Origin of the sequence: Nocardiopsis ansamitocini (assembly GCF_030268225.1) — a bacterium.
Classification (GTDB): Bacteria; Actinomycetota; Actinomycetes; order Streptosporangiales; family Streptosporangiaceae; genus Nocardiopsis_D; species Nocardiopsis_D ansamitocini.
The window spans coordinates 503,016-519,948 of sequence record NZ_BSQG01000002.1; the positions used below are offsets into that span (position 1 = coordinate 503,016).

A 16,933-nucleotide genomic window follows, 5' to 3' on the forward strand; every position below is an offset into this window, starting at 1 on the left:
GTTCCCCCCGGGGCGTTCAATGCGTCCTTCGGGGGCAGGGACGCGGTTCCCGGTGGCAGTTCACCCCTGTCGCGTAGTCGTGCAGGAGGATTGTCGCTCATCACGGGGTTCGGAATGGGCCGAACGCCGCAACCGCAAAGCCCCTGTCGAAAGACGGGCGGGGTCAAGAGGAGGCGGCCGGTACTCGGGCGCACGGCCGCTGCTGCCGTGCAGGCCCGCTCTCCGGCGGCTTGCCTTCCCCTCTTGGCCGAATATGGTTCGGTTTATTGGGTCCGACCACCACTCTCCAGGAGAAAGCCATGGCTGAGGCATTCATCGTCGGGGCGGTCCGCACCCCCGTGGGAGTCCGCAAGGGGGCGCTGGCCGCCGTGCACCCCGCGGACATGGGAGCACACGTCCTCAAAGAACTGGTCAGGCGCACCGGCATCGACCCCAGCGCGGTCGAGGACGTGATCATGGGGTGCGTCAGCCAGGCAGGACCGCAGGCGCTGGACCTGGCCCGCACGGCGTGGCTGTCGGCCGGCCTGCCCGAGAGCACGCCGGGTGTCACCATCGACCGGCAGTGCGGTTCCTCCCAACAGGCCGTGCACTTCGCCGCGCAGGGCGTCATGTCCGGCACCCAGGACCTCGTGGTGGCCTCCGGTGTCGAGAACATGGGCATGGTCCCCATGGGCGCCAACGTGCAGTTCGCGCTCGACAACGGGCTCTCGCTCTACGGGGAGGGGTGGGCCGAGCGTTACGGAACCCAGGAGATCTCGCAGTTTCGCGGTGCCCAGTTGATGTGCGAGAAGTGGGGCTACGAACGCGAGGACCTGGAACGCTACTCCCTGGAGAGCCACCGCAGAGCGGCAGAGGCCCGCGAGGTGGGGCGCTTCGACGCCGAGATCGTCCCGCTCGCGGGGGTGTCCCACGACGAAGGGATCCGTCCCGACACCACCCTGGAGAAGATGGCCGGCCTCACGCCGCTGCGCGAGGGGTGGGCGCTCACCGCGGCGGTGGCCAGCCAGATCTCGGTGGGCGCCGCAGCGGTGCTGATCGCCTCCGAGCGCGCCGTGGCAGAGCACGGCCTTGTCCCGCTGGCCCGGATCGTCCAGCTCTCCCTGGTGGGCGACGACCCGGTGTACATGCTCACGGCGCCCATTCCCGCCACCCGCGTCGCGCTGCACAAGGCCGGCCTCGGGATCGGCGACATCGACGTCACCGAGATCAATGAGGCATTCGCGCCGGTTCCCATGGCCTGGACCGAGGAACTGGGCGCCGACCCGGCCACCGTCAACCCCAACGGCGGTGCCATCGCCCTGGGACATCCCCTGGGCGCGACCGGGGCCGTCCTCATGACCAAGCTGGTCCATGAGCTCCGGCGCAGCGGTGGCCGTTACGGGCTCCAGACCATGTGCGAGGGCGGCGGGCAGGCCAACGTCACCATCATCGAGCGGGTGTAGCCGGCCCGGCGTGCCGAAGACCGCCCGTGCGGGAGGGTCTTCGGCACGCCCTGCTCACCGGGACGCTGCCGGACGGCTCAGCACTTGGTGGAGCCGGGCTTCGTGGTCGTCCAGGAGCAGGTGTCGACCTTGGCGCCCTTGGCGTTGAGCAGCGTCGCGGTGTCGCGGTCGTTGTTCCAGACGTACTGGCGGAAGTTCCAGTAGCGGGTCGTGGCGGTGTTGCCGCCCGAACCGGTGCGCACCGTCACCGACTTGCCCGCGGCCAGGCTGAAGGACCCGAAGGTGTAGGCGTAGTTCCACTTTCGCCCCTTGCTCTTGTTCGCGGTCGACGGTGCGTCGTGCAGCACGTACCCCTTGAGGTTGACGGCCTTCTTCGTGGTGTTCTTGATGACCACGTACTCCGCGTTGAGGGAGGAGTTCGAGCGGTTGTCGGTGCCGGGACTGTCGTACGCGACGAACGTGAACTGCAGGGCCGGCGCCGCCTCCGCGGGGGTCGCCATGAGCAGCGAGGCGGTCAACGCCATGAGCAGTGAGGCGATGAGGCTGCGGGTACGCATAGGGGGTTCTCTTCTCTGAAAAACCGCTCGCGGGGCTGGGCGCCCCGCGGGATACGTCATCATTGACGCCCGCCCCGACCTGGTGGTTGCCGAAATTTACGCTGATGAGGAGGCCGTATCCGGCCGTGCGTTTCACCAGAAAAGAGGGTGCGCCGCCGGCTCCGACCTGAGTGTCCGTCGGTGTCCGGTTGGGTGGCTATCCGGTTGGGCCTGCCACACCGTTCAGCCCGAGCCACTGGGCCATGCGCCCCAGTTCGGCGGCCAGCGCCTCGGGGGCCTCGGGCGGAGCGTCGGGTTCCAGCGTGGTCCGGCGCACCAGCAGGACCCCGGCAGCGCGATCGGCCTTGAGGTCCACCCGGGCGACCAGCCGCTCGCCCAGCAGGAACGGCAGCACGTAGTATCCGTGCACCCGTTTGGGGGCGGGGACGTAGATCTCCAGGCGGTACCGGAAACCGAACAGGTTCTCGGTGCGGGCGCGTTCCCAGATCAGTGAGTCGAATGGGCTCAGGAGCGCGCTTGCCGTCACCCGGCGCGGGAAGCGGGCGTCGCGGTGGAGATAGGCGGGCTGCCCCCAGCCCTCGACGCCCACGGGCACCAGTTCGCCGGACTCCACGAGATCGGTGACCGCCGCGCGCCCCTCCCCGGCGCTGAGGCGGAAGTAGTCGCGCAGGCACTTCTGTGTGGCCACGCCGTGGGCACGGGCCGCGATCGCGACCAGTTCCCGTCGGGCGTCGGCCGGATCGGGGTCGGGGGCCTCGTGCACCGTGGCGGGCAGTACCCGTGACGTGAGGTCGTAACGGCGCTCGAACTGGGGCGTGCGCCCGTCGGTGGTCACCTCGCCACACCAGAACAGGTACTCCAGCGCCGACTTCACCAGCGACCAGTTCCAGCCCCAGTGCTCCTTGCCCCGTGGGACGTCGTGTTCCAGGGCGGTCTCGATCTGACGGGAGGTGGCCGGTCCGGTCCGCTCGACCTCGCCGAGCACCGCCTTGACCAATTCGGGGTGCTCGGCGGCGACCCGGCGCATCCCGCCCCACGCCTCGTCGCGCGCACGGGCCATCCGCCAGCGCAGCAGTCGGTGCGTCGTGGGAGGGATCAGGCTCGCCTCGTGCGCCCAGTACTCGACCAGGCGTCCGCCGCGGCCCGTGGCGGCCCGGTCCAGCAGGGTGCGGTCGTAGGCCCCCAGGCGCGCGTGGACGGGGAGGTACTGGCTGCGTGAGAGCACGTTCACGCTGTCGATCTGGATGATCCCGACACGGTCGATCACCCGTTGCAGGTGCCGTTGCGTCGCAGCGGAGGAGGGGCGTCGGTCGGCGAAGCCCTGTGCGGCCAGTGCCACCCGCCTGGCCTCGGCCAGTGACAGGGTGGCATCGCGTCTGGGATGGGGGGCCGGTCGTTGTTCGTACACGCGTACTAACTTAGTCGGGGATCTCGGGCGCGGGGTCGTCGAATCCGGGAGGCCCCGACTCGGGCAGCCGGTCGTTCGATCCGGCGGGGGCGGTATCGGGGTCCGGTATGACCGGAAGCGACGGCTGTTCGGGTTGCGGAGCAGGGGACGCGCCGGGCGATGGGTCGGCGGGGGACGGGCTCGGCTCGGGGCTGGGTTCGGGAGGCGGCAGCAGCAAGGGAGCGCTGACCACGGTGACCACGGGAGCGGTCGCCTGGTTGAGGATTGCGCTCAACTGGGCCTCACCCCGCTGGCTGGGGCTGGGCGACGCGGAGGGCGCAGCGGAGCCCGCGGCCCGAGGAGCGGCCGGTCCGGTCGGCTCCGACGGTCCGGCCAGTGCGGCAAGTCCCCAGAACATGCCGAGGACGGTCACCGTTGCCACGGCGGCCGGGGGCGCCCATTTCAGCCGCGGGTGGTCCGTGGCCCAGGAACTTCTCCTGTGCCGTCGGGTCCGACCCGGGCCGGGTGGGACGGAGACGTCAACGCTCATCGAAACGCCTTCTCGAGACGGTCCGGAAGCCTCTGTGCGGGGCTGGGGATCCGGAGAATCTCCTCTCGAACGGTATTTGCCCGGGGAACGCGTGGCCAATCCGGCACGCCGGACGGCCGCCGCGAAGCCGGGCCGAAAAGCCGCTACGCGGCAGACCAGCCCGAGGTCAGGACCCGGCCGGAACCTCCGCAGGACAGGCAGTCCCTGGGGACCAGCATCTCGGCGTGGCCGTCGACACTCATGTAGCCGTAGACCCGCACCCGGTACCCGCTTCCATGGCAGTCCTGGCACACGATCGCTATGTCCATGACGCCAATGTAGCCTCCGGGCCCGAGGACGGTCCGGCCCGGCCGGGGGCGGGAGGCGGGGCCGGCACGATCAGTCCGTTGTCTCGGGCGGGAGGAGCGCGCCGTTGGTCGACAGCCACACCGTGATGGTCGTCCCTGCGCCCGGGGACGACTCGATGCCGACCGAACCGCCGTGGGCGGTCGCGATGGCCTGCACGATCGACAGTCCGAGCCCACTGCCCACACCGGGGGAGCGGTTGCCCCGGTAGAACCGGTCGAAGGCCCGATGCGCCTCGTCGGTGGGCATTCCCGGACCGGCGTCGGCGACCACCAGGACCGTCTCGTCGCCTTCGCCGTCGAGCCGGATCGTCACCGGGGTGCCTTCGGGGGTGTGCTCGCGGACGTTGTCCAGCAGATTGGCCAGGATCTGGCGGAACCGGGGTTCGTCGATCGGCTGGACGAGGCTTTCGGGCAGGTCCAGCACGAGGTTGCGGTCGGGGTCGACCGCGGCGGCGTCGGCGGCCATCTCGCGTACCAGCGCTGCCAGGTCGCAGTCGGCCAGTTGCAGCGACCCGGTGCGGTCCAGTCGGGCGAGCTCCAGGAGTTCGGCGACCAGCCGACTCATGCGCTCCGCCTCGCCCTCCACCCGCCGCATCGCCCCGGGGAGTTCCTCCGGAGGGATCGCACCCTGCCGGTAGAGCTCGGTGTAGCCGCGGATGGTGGTCAGCGGTGTGCGCAGTTCGTGCGAGGCGTCGGCGGCGAAGTCCCGCACCCGGCGTTCCGACGCGGCCTTCGCTTTGAACGCGTGCTCCAGCCGGCCCAGCATGGTGTTGATCGCCATGCCAAGCCGGCCCACCTCGGTGTAGGGGTCGGCGTCGGGCATCCGGTCGGCGAGGTCGGAACCGGTGCTGATCTGTCCGGCGGTGGTGGCCATGCGGTCCAGCGGGGCGAGGCCGCGTACGATCAGCCGCCGCCCGACCAGGGTCAGCCCGCCCAGCAGCATGATCGCGGTGACCAGCTGCACCTGCATCAACTGGCGCGGGTAGTCCTCGCGCTCCTCGGTGGGAACGCCGCTGACCATGATCGCGTCGTCGCGCAGCCGGACCGTGGCCCGGTGCGGGGGAACGGAGTCCTCGGTGCTGTTGAGTTCGAAGAGTTCCTGGGAGCGGCCGTAGGAACGCAGGTCGGCCAGGGACAGCGCGGCGATCCGGTTCAACACCACGTCCTCGCGGAAGGTGTCGCCGTAGATCTGGTTGACCTCCCCGGTCCCGGGGTGGATCAGCACCACGAAGTAGGGGGAGGGACTGGGGGCGTCCACGCCGACCGGCGGGGTGCCGTTGTCCAGGCGCACCATGGCCCGCTCGGCGGTCAGGACCAGTTGTGCGTCCAGCCGTTCGGTGATGAAGGTCCGAAGCGTCAGGATGCTCACCAGGCAGCTCACCAGCAGCCCGACACCGGTCACGACGAGCAGCCCGACCAGGAGCCGGGAGCGCAGGGGACGGCCTGGGTGCACGGGGGCCGTCCCGCTACTTCTCGTCTTTGCTGCGCAGCGCGTAGCCCACGCCGCGCTGGGTGTGGATGAGGTTGGGGCCGAGCGGCTCCAGTTTGCGGCGCAGGTAGCTCACGTACGTCTCCACGATCTGCGACTGTCCGGCGTAGTCCCAGCCCCACACGTTCTCCAGCAGCTGGGCCCGGGTCAGCACCCGCCCCGCGTTGCCCATCAGGTACGCCAGCAGCCGGAACTCGGTGGGGGAGAGCTCGACGGGGGTGCCGCCGCGTCGTACCGTCCAGGTGCGTTCGTCCAGTTCCAGGTCGGCCACCCGCAGGACCCCGTCCGCGGTTGTCTCGGCGGGGCCGGAATCGCGCTTGGTGCGGCGCAGGAGTGCGCGGATCCTGGCGACCAGCGCCTCGACGGAGAAGGGCTTGGTGACGTAGTCGTCGCCGCCCAGGGAGAGCCCGGTGACGGTGTCGGAGGGGGTGTCGCGCGCGGTGAGGTATATGACGGGCACGTCGTCGTCGCGTTCGCGCAGCTGACGGCAGACGTCGAATCCGCTGATGTCGGGCAGCAGGACGTCCAGGACGATGAGGTCGGGGTGGTTGGCGCGGGCCATCGACAGCCCCTCGCCGCCGGTGCCGGCGGTGCTGACGTCGAAGCCGTGGAAGCGCAGCGCCGCCTGGACCAGGTCCCGGATGTTGGGCTCGTCGTCGATCACCAGCACGTGCGGCTTCGTCGCGGTCTCTGCGTCGGTCATCGGTTCACCTTGGTGTAGCGGGCATCGCGATCGCGTGGGCGTGCGTTTCGCGTGGACGGCGGCGTGTTCGACACGCGCTCCCATCATGCCGCAGGGCCGTTCGCCGAGTGGGGGACGGGGGGCGTGACAGGGCCGGTGGAGCGGGGGCCGATCGTGCGCGGGACGCTGATCCCCCGCAGAGCGGCGCTGAACCGGCCGGTCCGCCGAGACTGGGAAAACACTGGGTTTTCCGTACGGGAGGCGAGAGTCGCGCCTGCCGCGAACTCAAGGTATTCGTCCAACTACGGAATGAATTCGGAGAAAACCATGTGAACAGTGGGTCGGATGTGGTCCTCTAGCTGGACAGCGACTCCAAGGGCTCCACCGTGTGCCAGAAGTCGTGCCCGGTTCCTGGTGCGGAGGACGGCCGCGCCAGGAACCACCACCCGTGCCGGCCCTGTTCGGTGCGCTCGCCACGGGATGTCCTCGGCCGGCGCTACCCTGGCGGGGTGCGATTGGCGACATGGAACGTGAACAGTGTCCGGGCCCGCGGCGAGCGTATCGCCGCCTGGCTGGAGCGCAGCGACGTCGACGTCGTGGCGATCCAGGAGACCAAGTGCAAGGCCGAGCAGTTCCCCGAACAGGTGTTCACCGACCTCGGCTACGAGGTCGCCCACCACGGGCTGTCGCAGTGGAACGGCGTCGCGGTCGCCTCGCGGGTGGGGCTCGCCGACGTCCAGGTCGGTTTCCCCGAACAGCCGGGCTTCGGCGACCCGGTCGCGCCCGAGGCGCGCGCCATCGGTGCCACCTGCGGCGGGGTGCGGGTCTGGAGCCTCTACATTCCCAACGGCCGAGCCATCGACGATCCGCACTACACCTACAAGCTGCGGTGGTTGGACCGACTGCGCGCGGCCGGAGCCGAGTGGCTGGCTCGGGACCCCGCCGCGCAGATCGCGCTGTGCGGTGACTTCAACGTCGCTCCGCAGGACGCCGACGTCTGGGACATGGACGTCTTCGAGGGCAGTACACACGTCACCGCTCCCGAGCGCGACGCCTTCCAGGCTGTCGTGGACGCGGGGTTCGCCGACGTCGTGCGCCCGTACACCCCGGGGCCGGGCGTCTACACCTACTGGGACTACAAGGGTTTGGCCTTTCCCAAGCGCAAGGGAATGCGCATCGACTTCGTGCTGGCCTCGCCCGCTCTGGCCCGGCGGGCGGCAGGCGCCTCGGTGGACCGCGAGGAGCGCAAGGGCAAGGGCGCATCCGACCACGCCCCGGTCTTCGTCGAGTTCGCCTCCGGGTGACCCCTGCCGCCGGACGACGCGGGAAGGCGCGGGAAAGCGTGTCGAGTGCCGGTGTCGTCGCTGCTGAGGCCCGAAACCGAGAGGGCCGCCGAACCTCGGTAACGTACGAGGGGTGAATCCAGCATCGGCACCGCAGATCGCGGTATTCGGCAGTATCAATATGGACCTCGTCGCCTACGCCGACGTCGCCCCCGCCAGCGGGGAGACCGTTCAGGGCCGGGAGTTCCGGCAGATCCCCGGGGGCAAGGGCGCCAACCAGGCGGTCGCGGCGGCCATGGCCGGCGCTGATGTGACCTTCATCGGCGCGGTCGGGGACGACGCCTTCGGCACCCAACTGCGCTCCAACCTCGTCGACACCGGAGTCGAGGTGTCCGGGCTGCGCATGGAGCCCGGCGCCTCCGGGGTCGCGCACATCGTGGTGGACGGGCACGGGTCCAACTCCATCATCGTGATCCCCGGCGCCAACGGAACCGTGACCGGCCTGGAGGAGGACGACCTCCCGCTGCTGCGGGGAAGTGCGGCTCTACTGCTCCAGTTGGAGCTGCCCATGGAGGGGGTCGTCGCCGCGGCGCGTGCCGGTCGCGCGGCGGGGGTGCCCACCGTGCTGACGCCGGCACCGGCACGGCCACTGCCCGGTGAACTGCTGGACTCGGTGGATCTCATCGTGCCCAACCAGCACGAGGCGGCCGCCATCACCGGCGAGGACGACCCGGAGCGGGCTCTCGCCGCACTGCTCGAACTGGTGCCCGAGGCCATCATCACGCTCGGCGCGGACGGCTCGATCCACGGCCGCCGCGGAGAGGAGCCCACCCGGGTCGCCGCCGTGCAGGTCACGGCCGTGGACACCACCGCAGCCGGCGACACCTTCTGCGGTGCGTTCGTGGTCGCGCGCGCCGAGGGCCGTTCGCCTCGGGCGGCCCTGGAGTTCGCGGCGACGGCCGCCGCGCTCTCGGTGCAACGCCACGGTGCGAGCTCCTCGATGCCCACCCGCGCGGAGATCGACGCTGCCTGACGAGCCACGGCGGCCGGTCGCGATCGCGGGTTGCCCCGGATCGTGACCGGCCGTTTGTTGCCTGATGGTCGTTCATGGCGATCGATTCGTCTGTGAAAACCATCAAGTGAGACTTTTTTGTGCTTCATGGCTGCCCTGACGTGGTGATACGTCATCTTCGGAGGCATGGGGGGAAGCCATGAAGCGGCAAGGGTTGTGTGCTGTGTGCTATTTCTTTAAACTCACCTAAAGCCAAGTTCAAGAGCAGGTGAAGCCACACCGGCCCCCAGGGTCGGCCTCCGGCGGACCTGGAGGCCCCCGCCGCCCGGGTCGCGTCCCCGCCGTCTTCCCCTCGGAAGCGGATCCGTTTCACACATCGGCCATGTCCGAATCCACATTTTTTTCTTCCAGGGTTTCGGGCTCCGCGAAAAAATGCCCGTATCGAGCAATTTCGGGTAACGAAATTGTTTCCAAATGAGTTCGGATCGATATTCACCGAACCGTTGGTGCCGGTTCATCCATCATTGAGAACCCCCTCTGCCTGCGACTTCCGTGTCGGGTTAACGTCCCGGCCCGTCGGGGTTTCCCGTCGTGTCGCCCTGCGGTTGATCGTTGCCTTTCGGACATTTTCGGAATGGTTGCAAAGGGGGTTTCGGGTGTTTAGTATTATGGTGGCTGAGCATTGCGAAGTGGCCTTTCGGATCATGGGGACGTTCTCCACCGGCTTCGACCGGCGCGGGGTGAAACCGACACCGCGCTCGCCCGAGTCGGGACGCGGACCGAAAACAAGCGGGAGGACACGATGCGGTCACTCGATGTGGTCGCCACCGGCTGTGCTGTACTGCTCGCGGCCTGTATCGGTTGCTCCGCGGCCGGAATCGACGACGAGGAACCCGCCTCCCCCGAGGCGACCCTCGTCAACGAGGCGCAGAGCGGTGCGGCCGAAACCCCCGAGGGAGCCGCACTCGCCGCATACAACGGCATGTGGGCCGTAGTGGTCGACGCGTCCCACGCCGGAGAGACCGCTCCGGCCGAACTGGAGCGCTACGCCACGGGCGGTGCCCTGGAACTGATGAACCAGGCCCTCCAATCGGCCAAGATCTCAGGGGAGCCACCGACCGGGGAACCGGTCCTCGACCCCGAGGTCGTGATGGACGGCTCGGCCAAAGCCAATGTCACCGACTGCGTCGACGACTCCCAGTGGAGCGTGGACGGACAGTCCTCCGGCGGGGCGCCCCGCCGGGTCGATGCCGGGGTCGGCCATGACGGACTCGTCTGGCGGGTCTTCGAACTGCGAATCTGGGAGCCGGGAACGTGCTGAGACGAACAGGCGCCGTCGCCATGACTGCCGCCCTCCTGCTGGCCGCCACCACGCCGGCCAACGCCGACACCCCCGACTTCCTCAGCAGTATCCAGTGCGGAAGTTCCGGGGGCGCCGGCTGCTCGGTCCTGCTCCAGTGGGCCATCGAGTACGGCGGGGTGCCCGGCAGCAGCGGGGGCGGAGGCACCTCGACCGGTTCCGGCGACGGGGGCGGCACGGGCGGGGCCGACGACCCCTATGCCGGCATCGACTGGGACGCCATCGACTGGAGCGCCATCGACTGGGACGCGGTGGACTGGGAGTCCATCGACTGGGACGCCGTCGACTACGGCGACGGGGCGGGTGCCGCCCCCCAGGACCCGATGGTGGCCATCCAGGAGGCCCTGGGGTCCTTCGAGCTCCCCGCCCCCGAGATCGTCACCTCGCCGGCCGTCGGGTCGCGCCTGCTGGTGCACACCCCGATCTGGTTCTGGCTCCAGCCGGAGGGCTGGGAGCCCGCCAGCACCTCCGCCGAGGTCCCGGGGCTCTCGGTCGGCGTCTCCGCCACCCCCACCCAGACCCGGTGGACCCTGGGCGACGGGACGCAGATCATCTGCGACGGTCCCGGCACCCCCTTCGACCCCGCCACGCACGACCCGGCGGCGGAGTCCCCCGACTGCGGCCACGTCTACACCACCTCCTCCTTCGCCGAGCCCGGCGGGGTGTTCCAGGTGACCGCCGAGGTCACCTGGGGCATCGGCTGGGAGATCTCCGACGACGAGGGCACCGAGACGGGCGAGATGGACCCGGTCGTCACGGCCGCGCAGATCGAGTTGCCGGTTGAAGAATCGCAGGGCCTGGTGACCTCCACCGGCCGCGGATAGAGGACGGAACGAACGTGGTCGAGACAGCGACAGCCCCGACTAAGGCGCCCCGGGCGGCGGGCGCGGCCCAGCCGGTCCGTTTGCTGGGCACCGGCCCCAGGCGATGGCGCTGGCTGGGTCTGGGGATCGCACTGATGGCGGCGGGCGCGCTGGTCGCGACGACCGCCGTCGACCAGCTGGACCAGCGCCGCCAGGTGCTGGTGGCCGACGCCGACCTGCCGGCCGGTCACCTGCTGACCGCCGGCGACCTCCGGGTCGCCGACCTCTCCGGTACCAGCGGCCTCTCGGTCGTCTCCGGCGACCAGCTGGAGCAGGTGGTGGGCAGCACACTCACCGTGCCCGTGGCGGCCGACAGCGTGCTGCCCGAGACGGCCGTCGGCCCCGGCTCGGACTACCCCGAGAGCGGCCGGGCCGTGGTGGGCGCCTCGCTCAAGCCGGGCCGCTTCCCCGAGTCGCTGCGCCCCGGCGCGCAGGTCTCGGTCGTGGTCGTCAGCGAGGGCGAGTCCGGCACGCGCCGGGGCGTCCAGGCATATGCCGCCCACCTGCAGTCCTTCACCGCCGCCGACGGCGGTTCCGCCACCGCCGAACTCCTGGTGGACGCGGGCGACGCGGGCCAGATCTCCACCGCCGCCGCGGCGGACGGCATCGCCCTGGTCCAGGTCCCCGCCGGCGGGGGGTCCTGATGACCCGGACGATCTCCCTCTTCTCCCTGGGCGGCGCCCCCGGCGTCACCACCCTGGCGATGGCGCTGGCCAGTGTCTGGCCGGACGAGGCGGGCGCCGTGCTCGTCGAGGCCGACTCCGGGGGCGGCGACGTCGCCACCTGGCGCCGCCTGCACACCTCGCCCGGACTGATCGACCTCGCCGCGGCCGCCCGGCACCGCGAGGTGCAGCCCGCCGACAGCGGCGAGCACAGCCCGCTCAAGCACGCCCAGGTCCTGCCCGGCGGGCTGCCGGTGTGCGTCGCACCCGCCACCGCCGACCGGTCGGCCGGCGCGGTCGGCCTGCTCGCCCAGCACGCCTCCGTCCTGCGGGCCGACCACGGGCCGGTCACGGTCGTCGACCTGGGCCGCATCGCGCCCCGTTCCCCCACGGCGCACCTCGCCGTCGCCGCCGACACCGCGATCCTGGTGGTCCAGGACGAGGTCGCCCAGCTGCGCCGGGTCAAGGAGTCGGCCGCGGCCTTCGCGGACTCCTTCCGTTCCCTGCGGGTCGTCGTCACCGGCGGCTCCGACTCCACCGCGGAGATCTCCGCGGCCGTCGGCCTGCCCGTGTGGGGCCGGCTGCCCCGCGACGAGAAGGGCGCCGCGTTCCTGCGCGGCGAGCGCAACAACCGCCGCCCCGAGCGCCGCCCCCTGTTCAAGTCAGCGGCCGCCTTGGCCGCCGACCTGCTCAAGGACGCCGCCCCGGCACAGAGCGGCCACCAGCCGGCGGTGTCGCCCTCATGAACCTGGACTCGCCCTTCTACGAGGACCCCGGCCAGGTCGTCGACCACCAGCGGCTCAGGCTGGTCGACGACTGGACCAACTGGGTCGCCTCGGAGACCACCCGGCGCCTCAGCGAGGTCATGCGCGACGAGAAGTCGTACTCCGGGCAGGACTACCGCAGGCGCGCGGAGCGCGTCATCGCCCAGGTCCTCGACGAGGCGGCCGGCGACGCGCTGGCCGAGGGCCGCGCTGTGCTCGACGCGGCCACCGAGGCCGACATCGCCCGCCGCGTGCTGGCCCAGGTGTGCGGGTTCGGCCCGCTCCAGGTGTTCCTGGACGACCCCGAGATCGAGAACATCAACTGCAACGGAACCAGGGTCTGGATCCGCTACGCCGACGGCCGCCGGGAGCAGAAGACGGCGATCTTCGGTGACTCCTCCGAGCTCATCGCGCTGGTCCGGCGCATCGCCGCCGAGGCGACCACGGGGGAGCGCCGCTTCGACCCGGGTGCGCCGATCCTGGACATGCAGCTGCCCGGCGGCGAGCGCATGAACGCCGTCATGGAGGTCGCCCGCGAGCCCTCGGTGTCCATCCGCCGGCACCGTTACAGCACCACCACCCTGGAGCAGCTGCGCGACCTGGGCACCCTCGACAACACCCTGGTGGCGCTGCTGCGCGCCTCGGTGCGCTCGCGCCGCAACATGGTCGTCACCGGCGGAACCGGAGCGGGCAAGACCACTCTGCTGCGCGCCATCGCCGCCGAGATCCCGCCGGAGGAGCGCCTGGTCACCATCGAGGACGTCTTCGAGCTCGGCCTGGACCGCGACGAGGCCCACCCCGACTGCGTCGCGCTGCAGGCGCGGCCGGCCAACGTCGAGGGGGCCGGCGCGGTCACCATCGCCGATCTCGTGCGCACCGCGCTGCGGATGTCGCCGGACCGGGTGATCGTGGGCGAGACCCGCGGCCACGAGACGGTCCCACTGCTCAACGCCATGAGCCAGGGCAACGACGGCAGCCTCACCACGCTGCACGCCAGCGACTCCTCGGGGGCGTTCACCAAGTTCGGCGCCTACGCCGCGCAGTCCGCCGAGCGGCTGCCGCTGGAGGCCACCGCCGCACTGGTCGCCTCCGCCGTGCACCTCGTCGTGCACGTCTCCTCCACCCCCGCCGGCCGGCGCATGGTGACCAGCGTGCGCGAGGTGGTCGGAGCCGAGGAGCAGCGCGTGGTCTCCAACGAGATCTACCGCCGCCGCCCCAACGGCGAGCAGCTGCCCGCGGCCCCGCCCGGGACCGACACCGTCGCCGCGCTGACCGAGGTCGGATTCGACACCAGCCTGCTGCACGCCGACGTGAGCATGGGCGGGGGGTGGTGACCGTGCCCGACGTCCAGACCCTCCTCATCGCCGCGGCCGGTGTCATCGCCGGCGCGGGCCTGTGGCTCGCGCTGGCCGCGCTGGCCTCCTTCCCCACCGGGACGGCGCTGTACCGGCTGCGGACCCTGCCCTTCGAGCGGGGCCGTCCCCTCCGGCTGGTGCTGGCGGTGGCCGGCGGTGCCGCGGCGTGGCTGGTCACCGGCTGGCCGGTCGCCGGCGTGCTCATCGGGGTCGGCTGCTGGTTCGCCCCGGTCCTGTTCGGCTCGGACAAGCACCACGAGCAGCAGGTCGCCGGGGTCGAGGCGGTCGCCGCCTGGTCCGAGATGCTGCGCGACCTCATGGCGGGTTCCTCGGGCCTGCACCAGGCCATCACCGCCACCGTTCCCATCGCGCCGGAGCCGATCCGCGACGAGGTCGCCCGGCTCGCCGAGCGTATCCGCGCTGGGCGGTCGCCGCAGGAGGCGCTGGAGCTGTTCGCCAACGAGGTGGACAACCCCACCGCCGACCTCGTGGCCGCCGCGCTGAGTACCGCCGCCGCGCGGCATGCCGCCGACCTGGGCACCCTGCTGGGCAGCCTGGCCGAGGCCGCGCGCGAGCAGGCCGCCATGCTGGTCCGCCTCGCCGCGAACCGGGCGCGGGTGCGCACCTCCACCCGCATCATCATCGGTGTCACGATGGGGATGGCTGCATTGATGCTGCTGTTCAGCCCGGACTACCTGGCGCCGTTCGACGGCTTCGTCGGCCAGCTGGTACTCGCCGGGATCGGCGGGCTGTGGGCCGCCGCGCTGGTCTGGCTGGTCCGGCTGTCCCGGCCGAAACTGGGCCCGCGCGTGCTCGCGCCGGCCGCCCGATCCGAGGAGGTGCCCGCGTGATCCCCGACGTGTCGCCGCTGACCCTGGGGGCCGGGCTGCTGGTCGGCCTGGGGGTGTGGTTGGTACTCGCGGTGGGCTACGCCCGGCCCAGCCTGGCCGAGCGGCTCGCCGACCCCCCGCCGAAGCAGCCGCCGCGCCCGGTGGTCTCGGAAGAAGAGGCCGGGTTCACCGCCCGGCTGGGCCGCCTCGGCACCCCGCTGATGGCCTCCTTCGGCCTGCCCACGGCCCGCACCCGGCGCGACCTCGTGGTGTGCGACCGCGACGTGGACCGCTACCTCGCGGAGAAGGCCACCGGCCTGCTCCTCGGCCTGCTGGGGCCGCCGGTCATGGGCGTCGTAATGACGGTGCTGGGTGTCGGCCTCTCCCCGCTGGTGGCCGGGGCCTGCTGGGCGCTGTTCGCCGTCGTGCTGTGGATCGCCCCGGACCTCGCGCTGCGCGACGAGGCCGGCAAGCGCCGCGAGCGTATGCGGCACGCCCTCGCCGGGTTCGCCGACTTGGTGGTGGTGGCGCTGGCCGGTGGCGCCGGGGTGAACGGCGCGCTGTCCGACGCCACCGCGACCAGCAGCAGCTGGGCGATGACCCGGATCGCCCTCGCCCTGCGCGGCGCCGCGCTGGACCGCCAGCCGGCCTGGACGGCACTGCGCGAGCTCGGCGACCGCTACGACGTCCCGGAGTTCGACGAGCTCTCGGCCAGCCTCCAGCTGGCCGGGGCCGACGGGGCCCGGGTGCGCGGCTCGCTGGCCGCCAAGGCCAAGACGCTGCGCACCCAGCACCTGGCCGAGCTGGACGCCGACGCCCAGGCGGCCACCGAGAAGATGAGCCTGCCGGTGGTGCTGCTCTTCGCCGGCTTTCTCCTCCTGCTCGGTTATCCGGCAGTGAGCCTGATCATGTCCAGCCTCTGAAGCAGTCCCTCCCTTCACGAAACAAGGAGCCCCCGCATGAACACCATCAGAGAGTTCCTCGCCCGCCGCCGCCACAAGGGCGACGCCGGCTACACCACCGAGACCATCGTTGTCATCGCACTCCTGGTCGGCATCGCCATCGCCGCGGTTACGGCTGTCGGCACGACGATCCAGAACAAGGCCACGTCCATCTCGCTGGACGCCGGCGAATAGGCGATGCGACCCGACCGTCCTTCGGAGGATCGCGGTAGCGCCGAGCTCGTCGTGGCGGCGCCACTGCTGCTCTTTCTGGTGTTCTTTGTGATCCAGATGGCCGTGTGGATGCACGCCGACCACGTCGCAACCAGCATCGCGCAGCGCTCCGTCGCGGCGGCCCGGGCCGCGGAGGCCACCGACCCGCAGGGCTACGCGGAGTCGGTGGCCGACGATCTCGGCGGCGGCCTCCTGACCGACCGCAGCATCCAGGTCCAGGTCGGCGCCACCACCGCCCGGGTGGTGGTGTCCGGCAACGCGCCCAGCATCGTGCCGGGCTTCACCTGGCCGGTGCGCCACGAGCTGACCGCGCCCGTGGAGCGTTTCGTACCGCCCACCCCGGCAGGAGGAACCCAGTGAGGGGCAGGGACCGCGGCTCGGCGGCCGTCGAACTCACCGTCATCACCCCGCTGCTGCTGATGTTCGCGTTCCTGATGATCCTGGGCGGCCGGGTCACCGGCGCGGGCAGCACCGCCGACGAGGTCGCGCACGCCGCCGCCCGCGCCGCGTCCATCGAGCGCGAACCCGGCCAGGCGGAGGCGGCGGCCAACCAGGTCGCCGCGGACACCCTCGCCACCCACGGACTCAAGTGCGCCAGCTACAGCCTCGAACTCGACCACGGCGGCCTGCAGCCCGGCGGCGCGGTCACCGCGGCGCTCACCTGCAACGTCTCGTTCAGCGACATCTCCGGCCTGGGACTGCCCGGCAGCAGCACCGTGCGCGGCGAGTCCACCGTCGTCATCGACACCTACCGGGGGACCCCGTGAGCACCGGATCGGACCGCGGCCAGGTCACCGCCTTCGTCGTCGTCATGGTGTCGGCGTTCGTCATGTGCCTGGGCCTGGTCCTCGACGGCGGTGGCGCGCTGCGCGCCAAGAACCGCGCGTCGCTGCTGGCCCAGGAGGCGGCCCGGGTCGGCGCCCAGCAGCTGGACTGGGCGGCCTACCGCGCGGGCGACCCGGTCGCCATCGACGCCGCCGCGGCGGTGGGGGCGGCCCAGGGCTTCCTGGCCTCCTCCGGGGCGAGCGGCAGCGCCGAGGTGAGCGGCGACACGGTGACGGTCACCACGTCGGTCTCTTATAGCTTTGTCCTCCTACCATTGGGTAATACGACTGTCAGTGGCACCGCGAGTGCCCGCCCCTATTCCGGACCCACCACCCCCTGAACGTCTCGTG

At 71.3% G+C, this 16,933-nt stretch carries 20 protein-coding genes; 14 read left to right on the top strand and 6 right to left on the bottom strand.

Annotated features, from left to right (window positions below; translation table 11 throughout):
• Positions 1-299 precede the first annotated feature (299 nt).
• The gene (locus QSJ59_RS08915) at positions 300-1,442 is read left to right on the top strand and encodes an acetyl-CoA C-acetyltransferase (protein ID WP_285758546.1); all 1,143 of its coding nucleotides are present in this window, start codon (positions 300-302) and stop codon (positions 1,440-1,442) included.
• Between the two features lie 77 nt (positions 1,443-1,519).
• Here QSJ59_RS08915 and QSJ59_RS08920 read toward each other — a convergent pair whose 3' ends face one another.
• From QSJ59_RS08920 to QSJ59_RS08945, 6 genes are all read right to left on the bottom strand, one after another.
• On the bottom strand, positions 1,520-1,999 hold the full coding sequence (locus QSJ59_RS08920; RefSeq protein WP_285758548.1) for a lamin tail domain-containing protein: 480 nt from the start codon (positions 1,997-1,999) through the stop codon (positions 1,520-1,522).
• 196 nt (positions 2,000-2,195) lie between these two features.
• Positions 2,196-3,407: a winged helix-turn-helix domain-containing protein gene (locus QSJ59_RS08925; protein WP_285758549.1), complete on the bottom strand. Its 1,212-nt coding sequence runs from the start codon at positions 3,405-3,407 to the stop codon at positions 2,196-2,198.
• A 10-nt stretch (positions 3,408-3,417) separates the two neighbouring features.
• On the bottom strand, positions 3,418-3,936 hold the full coding sequence (locus tag QSJ59_RS08930) for a hypothetical protein (protein ID WP_285758550.1): 519 nt from the start codon (positions 3,934-3,936) through the stop codon (positions 3,418-3,420).
• Positions 3,937-4,079: 143 nt separating this feature from the next.
• On the bottom strand, positions 4,080-4,244 hold the full coding sequence (locus QSJ59_RS08935; RefSeq protein ID WP_285758551.1) for a hypothetical protein: 165 nt from the start codon (positions 4,242-4,244) through the stop codon (positions 4,080-4,082).
• 70 nt (positions 4,245-4,314) lie between these two features.
• Positions 4,315-5,736: a sensor histidine kinase gene (locus tag QSJ59_RS08940; protein WP_285758553.1), complete on the bottom strand. Its 1,422-nt coding sequence runs from the start codon at positions 5,734-5,736 to the stop codon at positions 4,315-4,317.
• A gap of 13 nt (positions 5,737-5,749) precedes the next feature.
• A complete protein-coding gene (locus QSJ59_RS08945; protein ID WP_285758555.1) occupies positions 5,750-6,475 on the bottom strand; it encodes a response regulator transcription factor in 726 nt (241 codons plus the stop codon).
• A gap of 488 nt (positions 6,476-6,963) precedes the next feature.
• Between QSJ59_RS08945 and QSJ59_RS08950 the strand changes: the two genes are divergently transcribed.
• From QSJ59_RS08950 to QSJ59_RS09010, 13 genes are all read left to right on the top strand, one after another.
• Entirely contained in the window at positions 6,964-7,758 is a 795-nt protein-coding gene (locus QSJ59_RS08950; protein WP_285758557.1) for an exodeoxyribonuclease III, read from the top strand.
• Positions 7,759-7,870: 112 nt separating this feature from the next.
• A complete protein-coding gene (locus QSJ59_RS08955; protein ID WP_285758558.1) occupies positions 7,871-8,770 on the top strand; it encodes a ribokinase in 900 nt (299 codons plus the stop codon).
• Positions 8,771-9,551: 781 nt separating this feature from the next.
• Positions 9,552-10,070 (top strand): hypothetical protein, encoded by a 519-nt coding sequence (locus tag QSJ59_RS08960; RefSeq protein WP_285758559.1) that lies wholly within the window; start codon positions 9,552-9,554, stop codon positions 10,068-10,070.
• Entirely contained in the window at positions 10,064-10,933 is an 870-nt protein-coding gene (locus tag QSJ59_RS08965; protein ID WP_285758560.1) for a hypothetical protein, read from the top strand. Before QSJ59_RS08960 ends, QSJ59_RS08965 begins: the two co-directional genes overlap by 7 nt.
• 14 nt (positions 10,934-10,947) lie before the next feature.
• On the top strand, positions 10,948-11,616 hold the full coding sequence (locus tag QSJ59_RS08970) for an SAF domain-containing protein (RefSeq protein ID WP_285758561.1): 669 nt from the start codon (positions 10,948-10,950) through the stop codon (positions 11,614-11,616).
• Positions 11,616-12,380: a CpaE/TadZ family protein gene (locus tag QSJ59_RS08975; protein ID WP_285758562.1), complete on the top strand. Its 765-nt coding sequence runs from the start codon at positions 11,616-11,618 to the stop codon at positions 12,378-12,380. The genes QSJ59_RS08970 and QSJ59_RS08975 overlap by 1 nt, the downstream gene beginning before the upstream one ends.
• Positions 12,377-13,732: a TadA family conjugal transfer-associated ATPase gene (locus QSJ59_RS08980; protein WP_285758563.1), complete on the top strand. Its 1,356-nt coding sequence runs from the start codon at positions 12,377-12,379 to the stop codon at positions 13,730-13,732. The genes QSJ59_RS08975 and QSJ59_RS08980 overlap by 4 nt, the downstream gene beginning before the upstream one ends.
• Positions 13,729-14,604: a type II secretion system F family protein gene (locus QSJ59_RS08985; protein ID WP_432707451.1), complete on the top strand. Its 876-nt coding sequence runs from the start codon at positions 13,729-13,731 to the stop codon at positions 14,602-14,604. The genes QSJ59_RS08980 and QSJ59_RS08985 overlap by 4 nt, the downstream gene beginning before the upstream one ends.
• Entirely contained in the window at positions 14,601-15,506 is a 906-nt protein-coding gene (locus QSJ59_RS08990; RefSeq protein WP_285758566.1) for a type II secretion system F family protein, read from the top strand. The genes QSJ59_RS08985 and QSJ59_RS08990 overlap by 4 nt, the downstream gene beginning before the upstream one ends.
• A 36-nt stretch (positions 15,507-15,542) precedes the next feature.
• Positions 15,543-15,719 carry a hypothetical protein gene (locus tag QSJ59_RS08995; protein ID WP_285758567.1) on the top strand — a complete coding sequence of 59 codons (177 nt, stop codon included), beginning with the start codon at positions 15,543-15,545 and terminating at the stop codon, positions 15,717-15,719.
• 3 nt (positions 15,720-15,722) lie between these two features.
• Complete coding sequence (locus QSJ59_RS09000; protein ID WP_285758569.1) at positions 15,723-16,118, top strand: TadE/TadG family type IV pilus assembly protein; 396 nt, start codon at positions 15,723-15,725, stop codon at positions 16,116-16,118.
• Positions 16,115-16,525, top strand: a complete 411-nt coding sequence (locus QSJ59_RS09005; protein WP_285758571.1) for a TadE family protein — start codon at positions 16,115-16,117, stop codon at positions 16,523-16,525. The genes QSJ59_RS09000 and QSJ59_RS09005 overlap by 4 nt, the downstream gene beginning before the upstream one ends.
• Entirely contained in the window at positions 16,522-16,923 is a 402-nt protein-coding gene (locus tag QSJ59_RS09010) for a pilus assembly protein TadG-related protein (RefSeq protein WP_285758573.1), read from the top strand. Before QSJ59_RS09005 ends, QSJ59_RS09010 begins: the two co-directional genes overlap by 4 nt.
• The last annotated feature ends 10 nt before the right edge of the window (positions 16,924-16,933 follow it).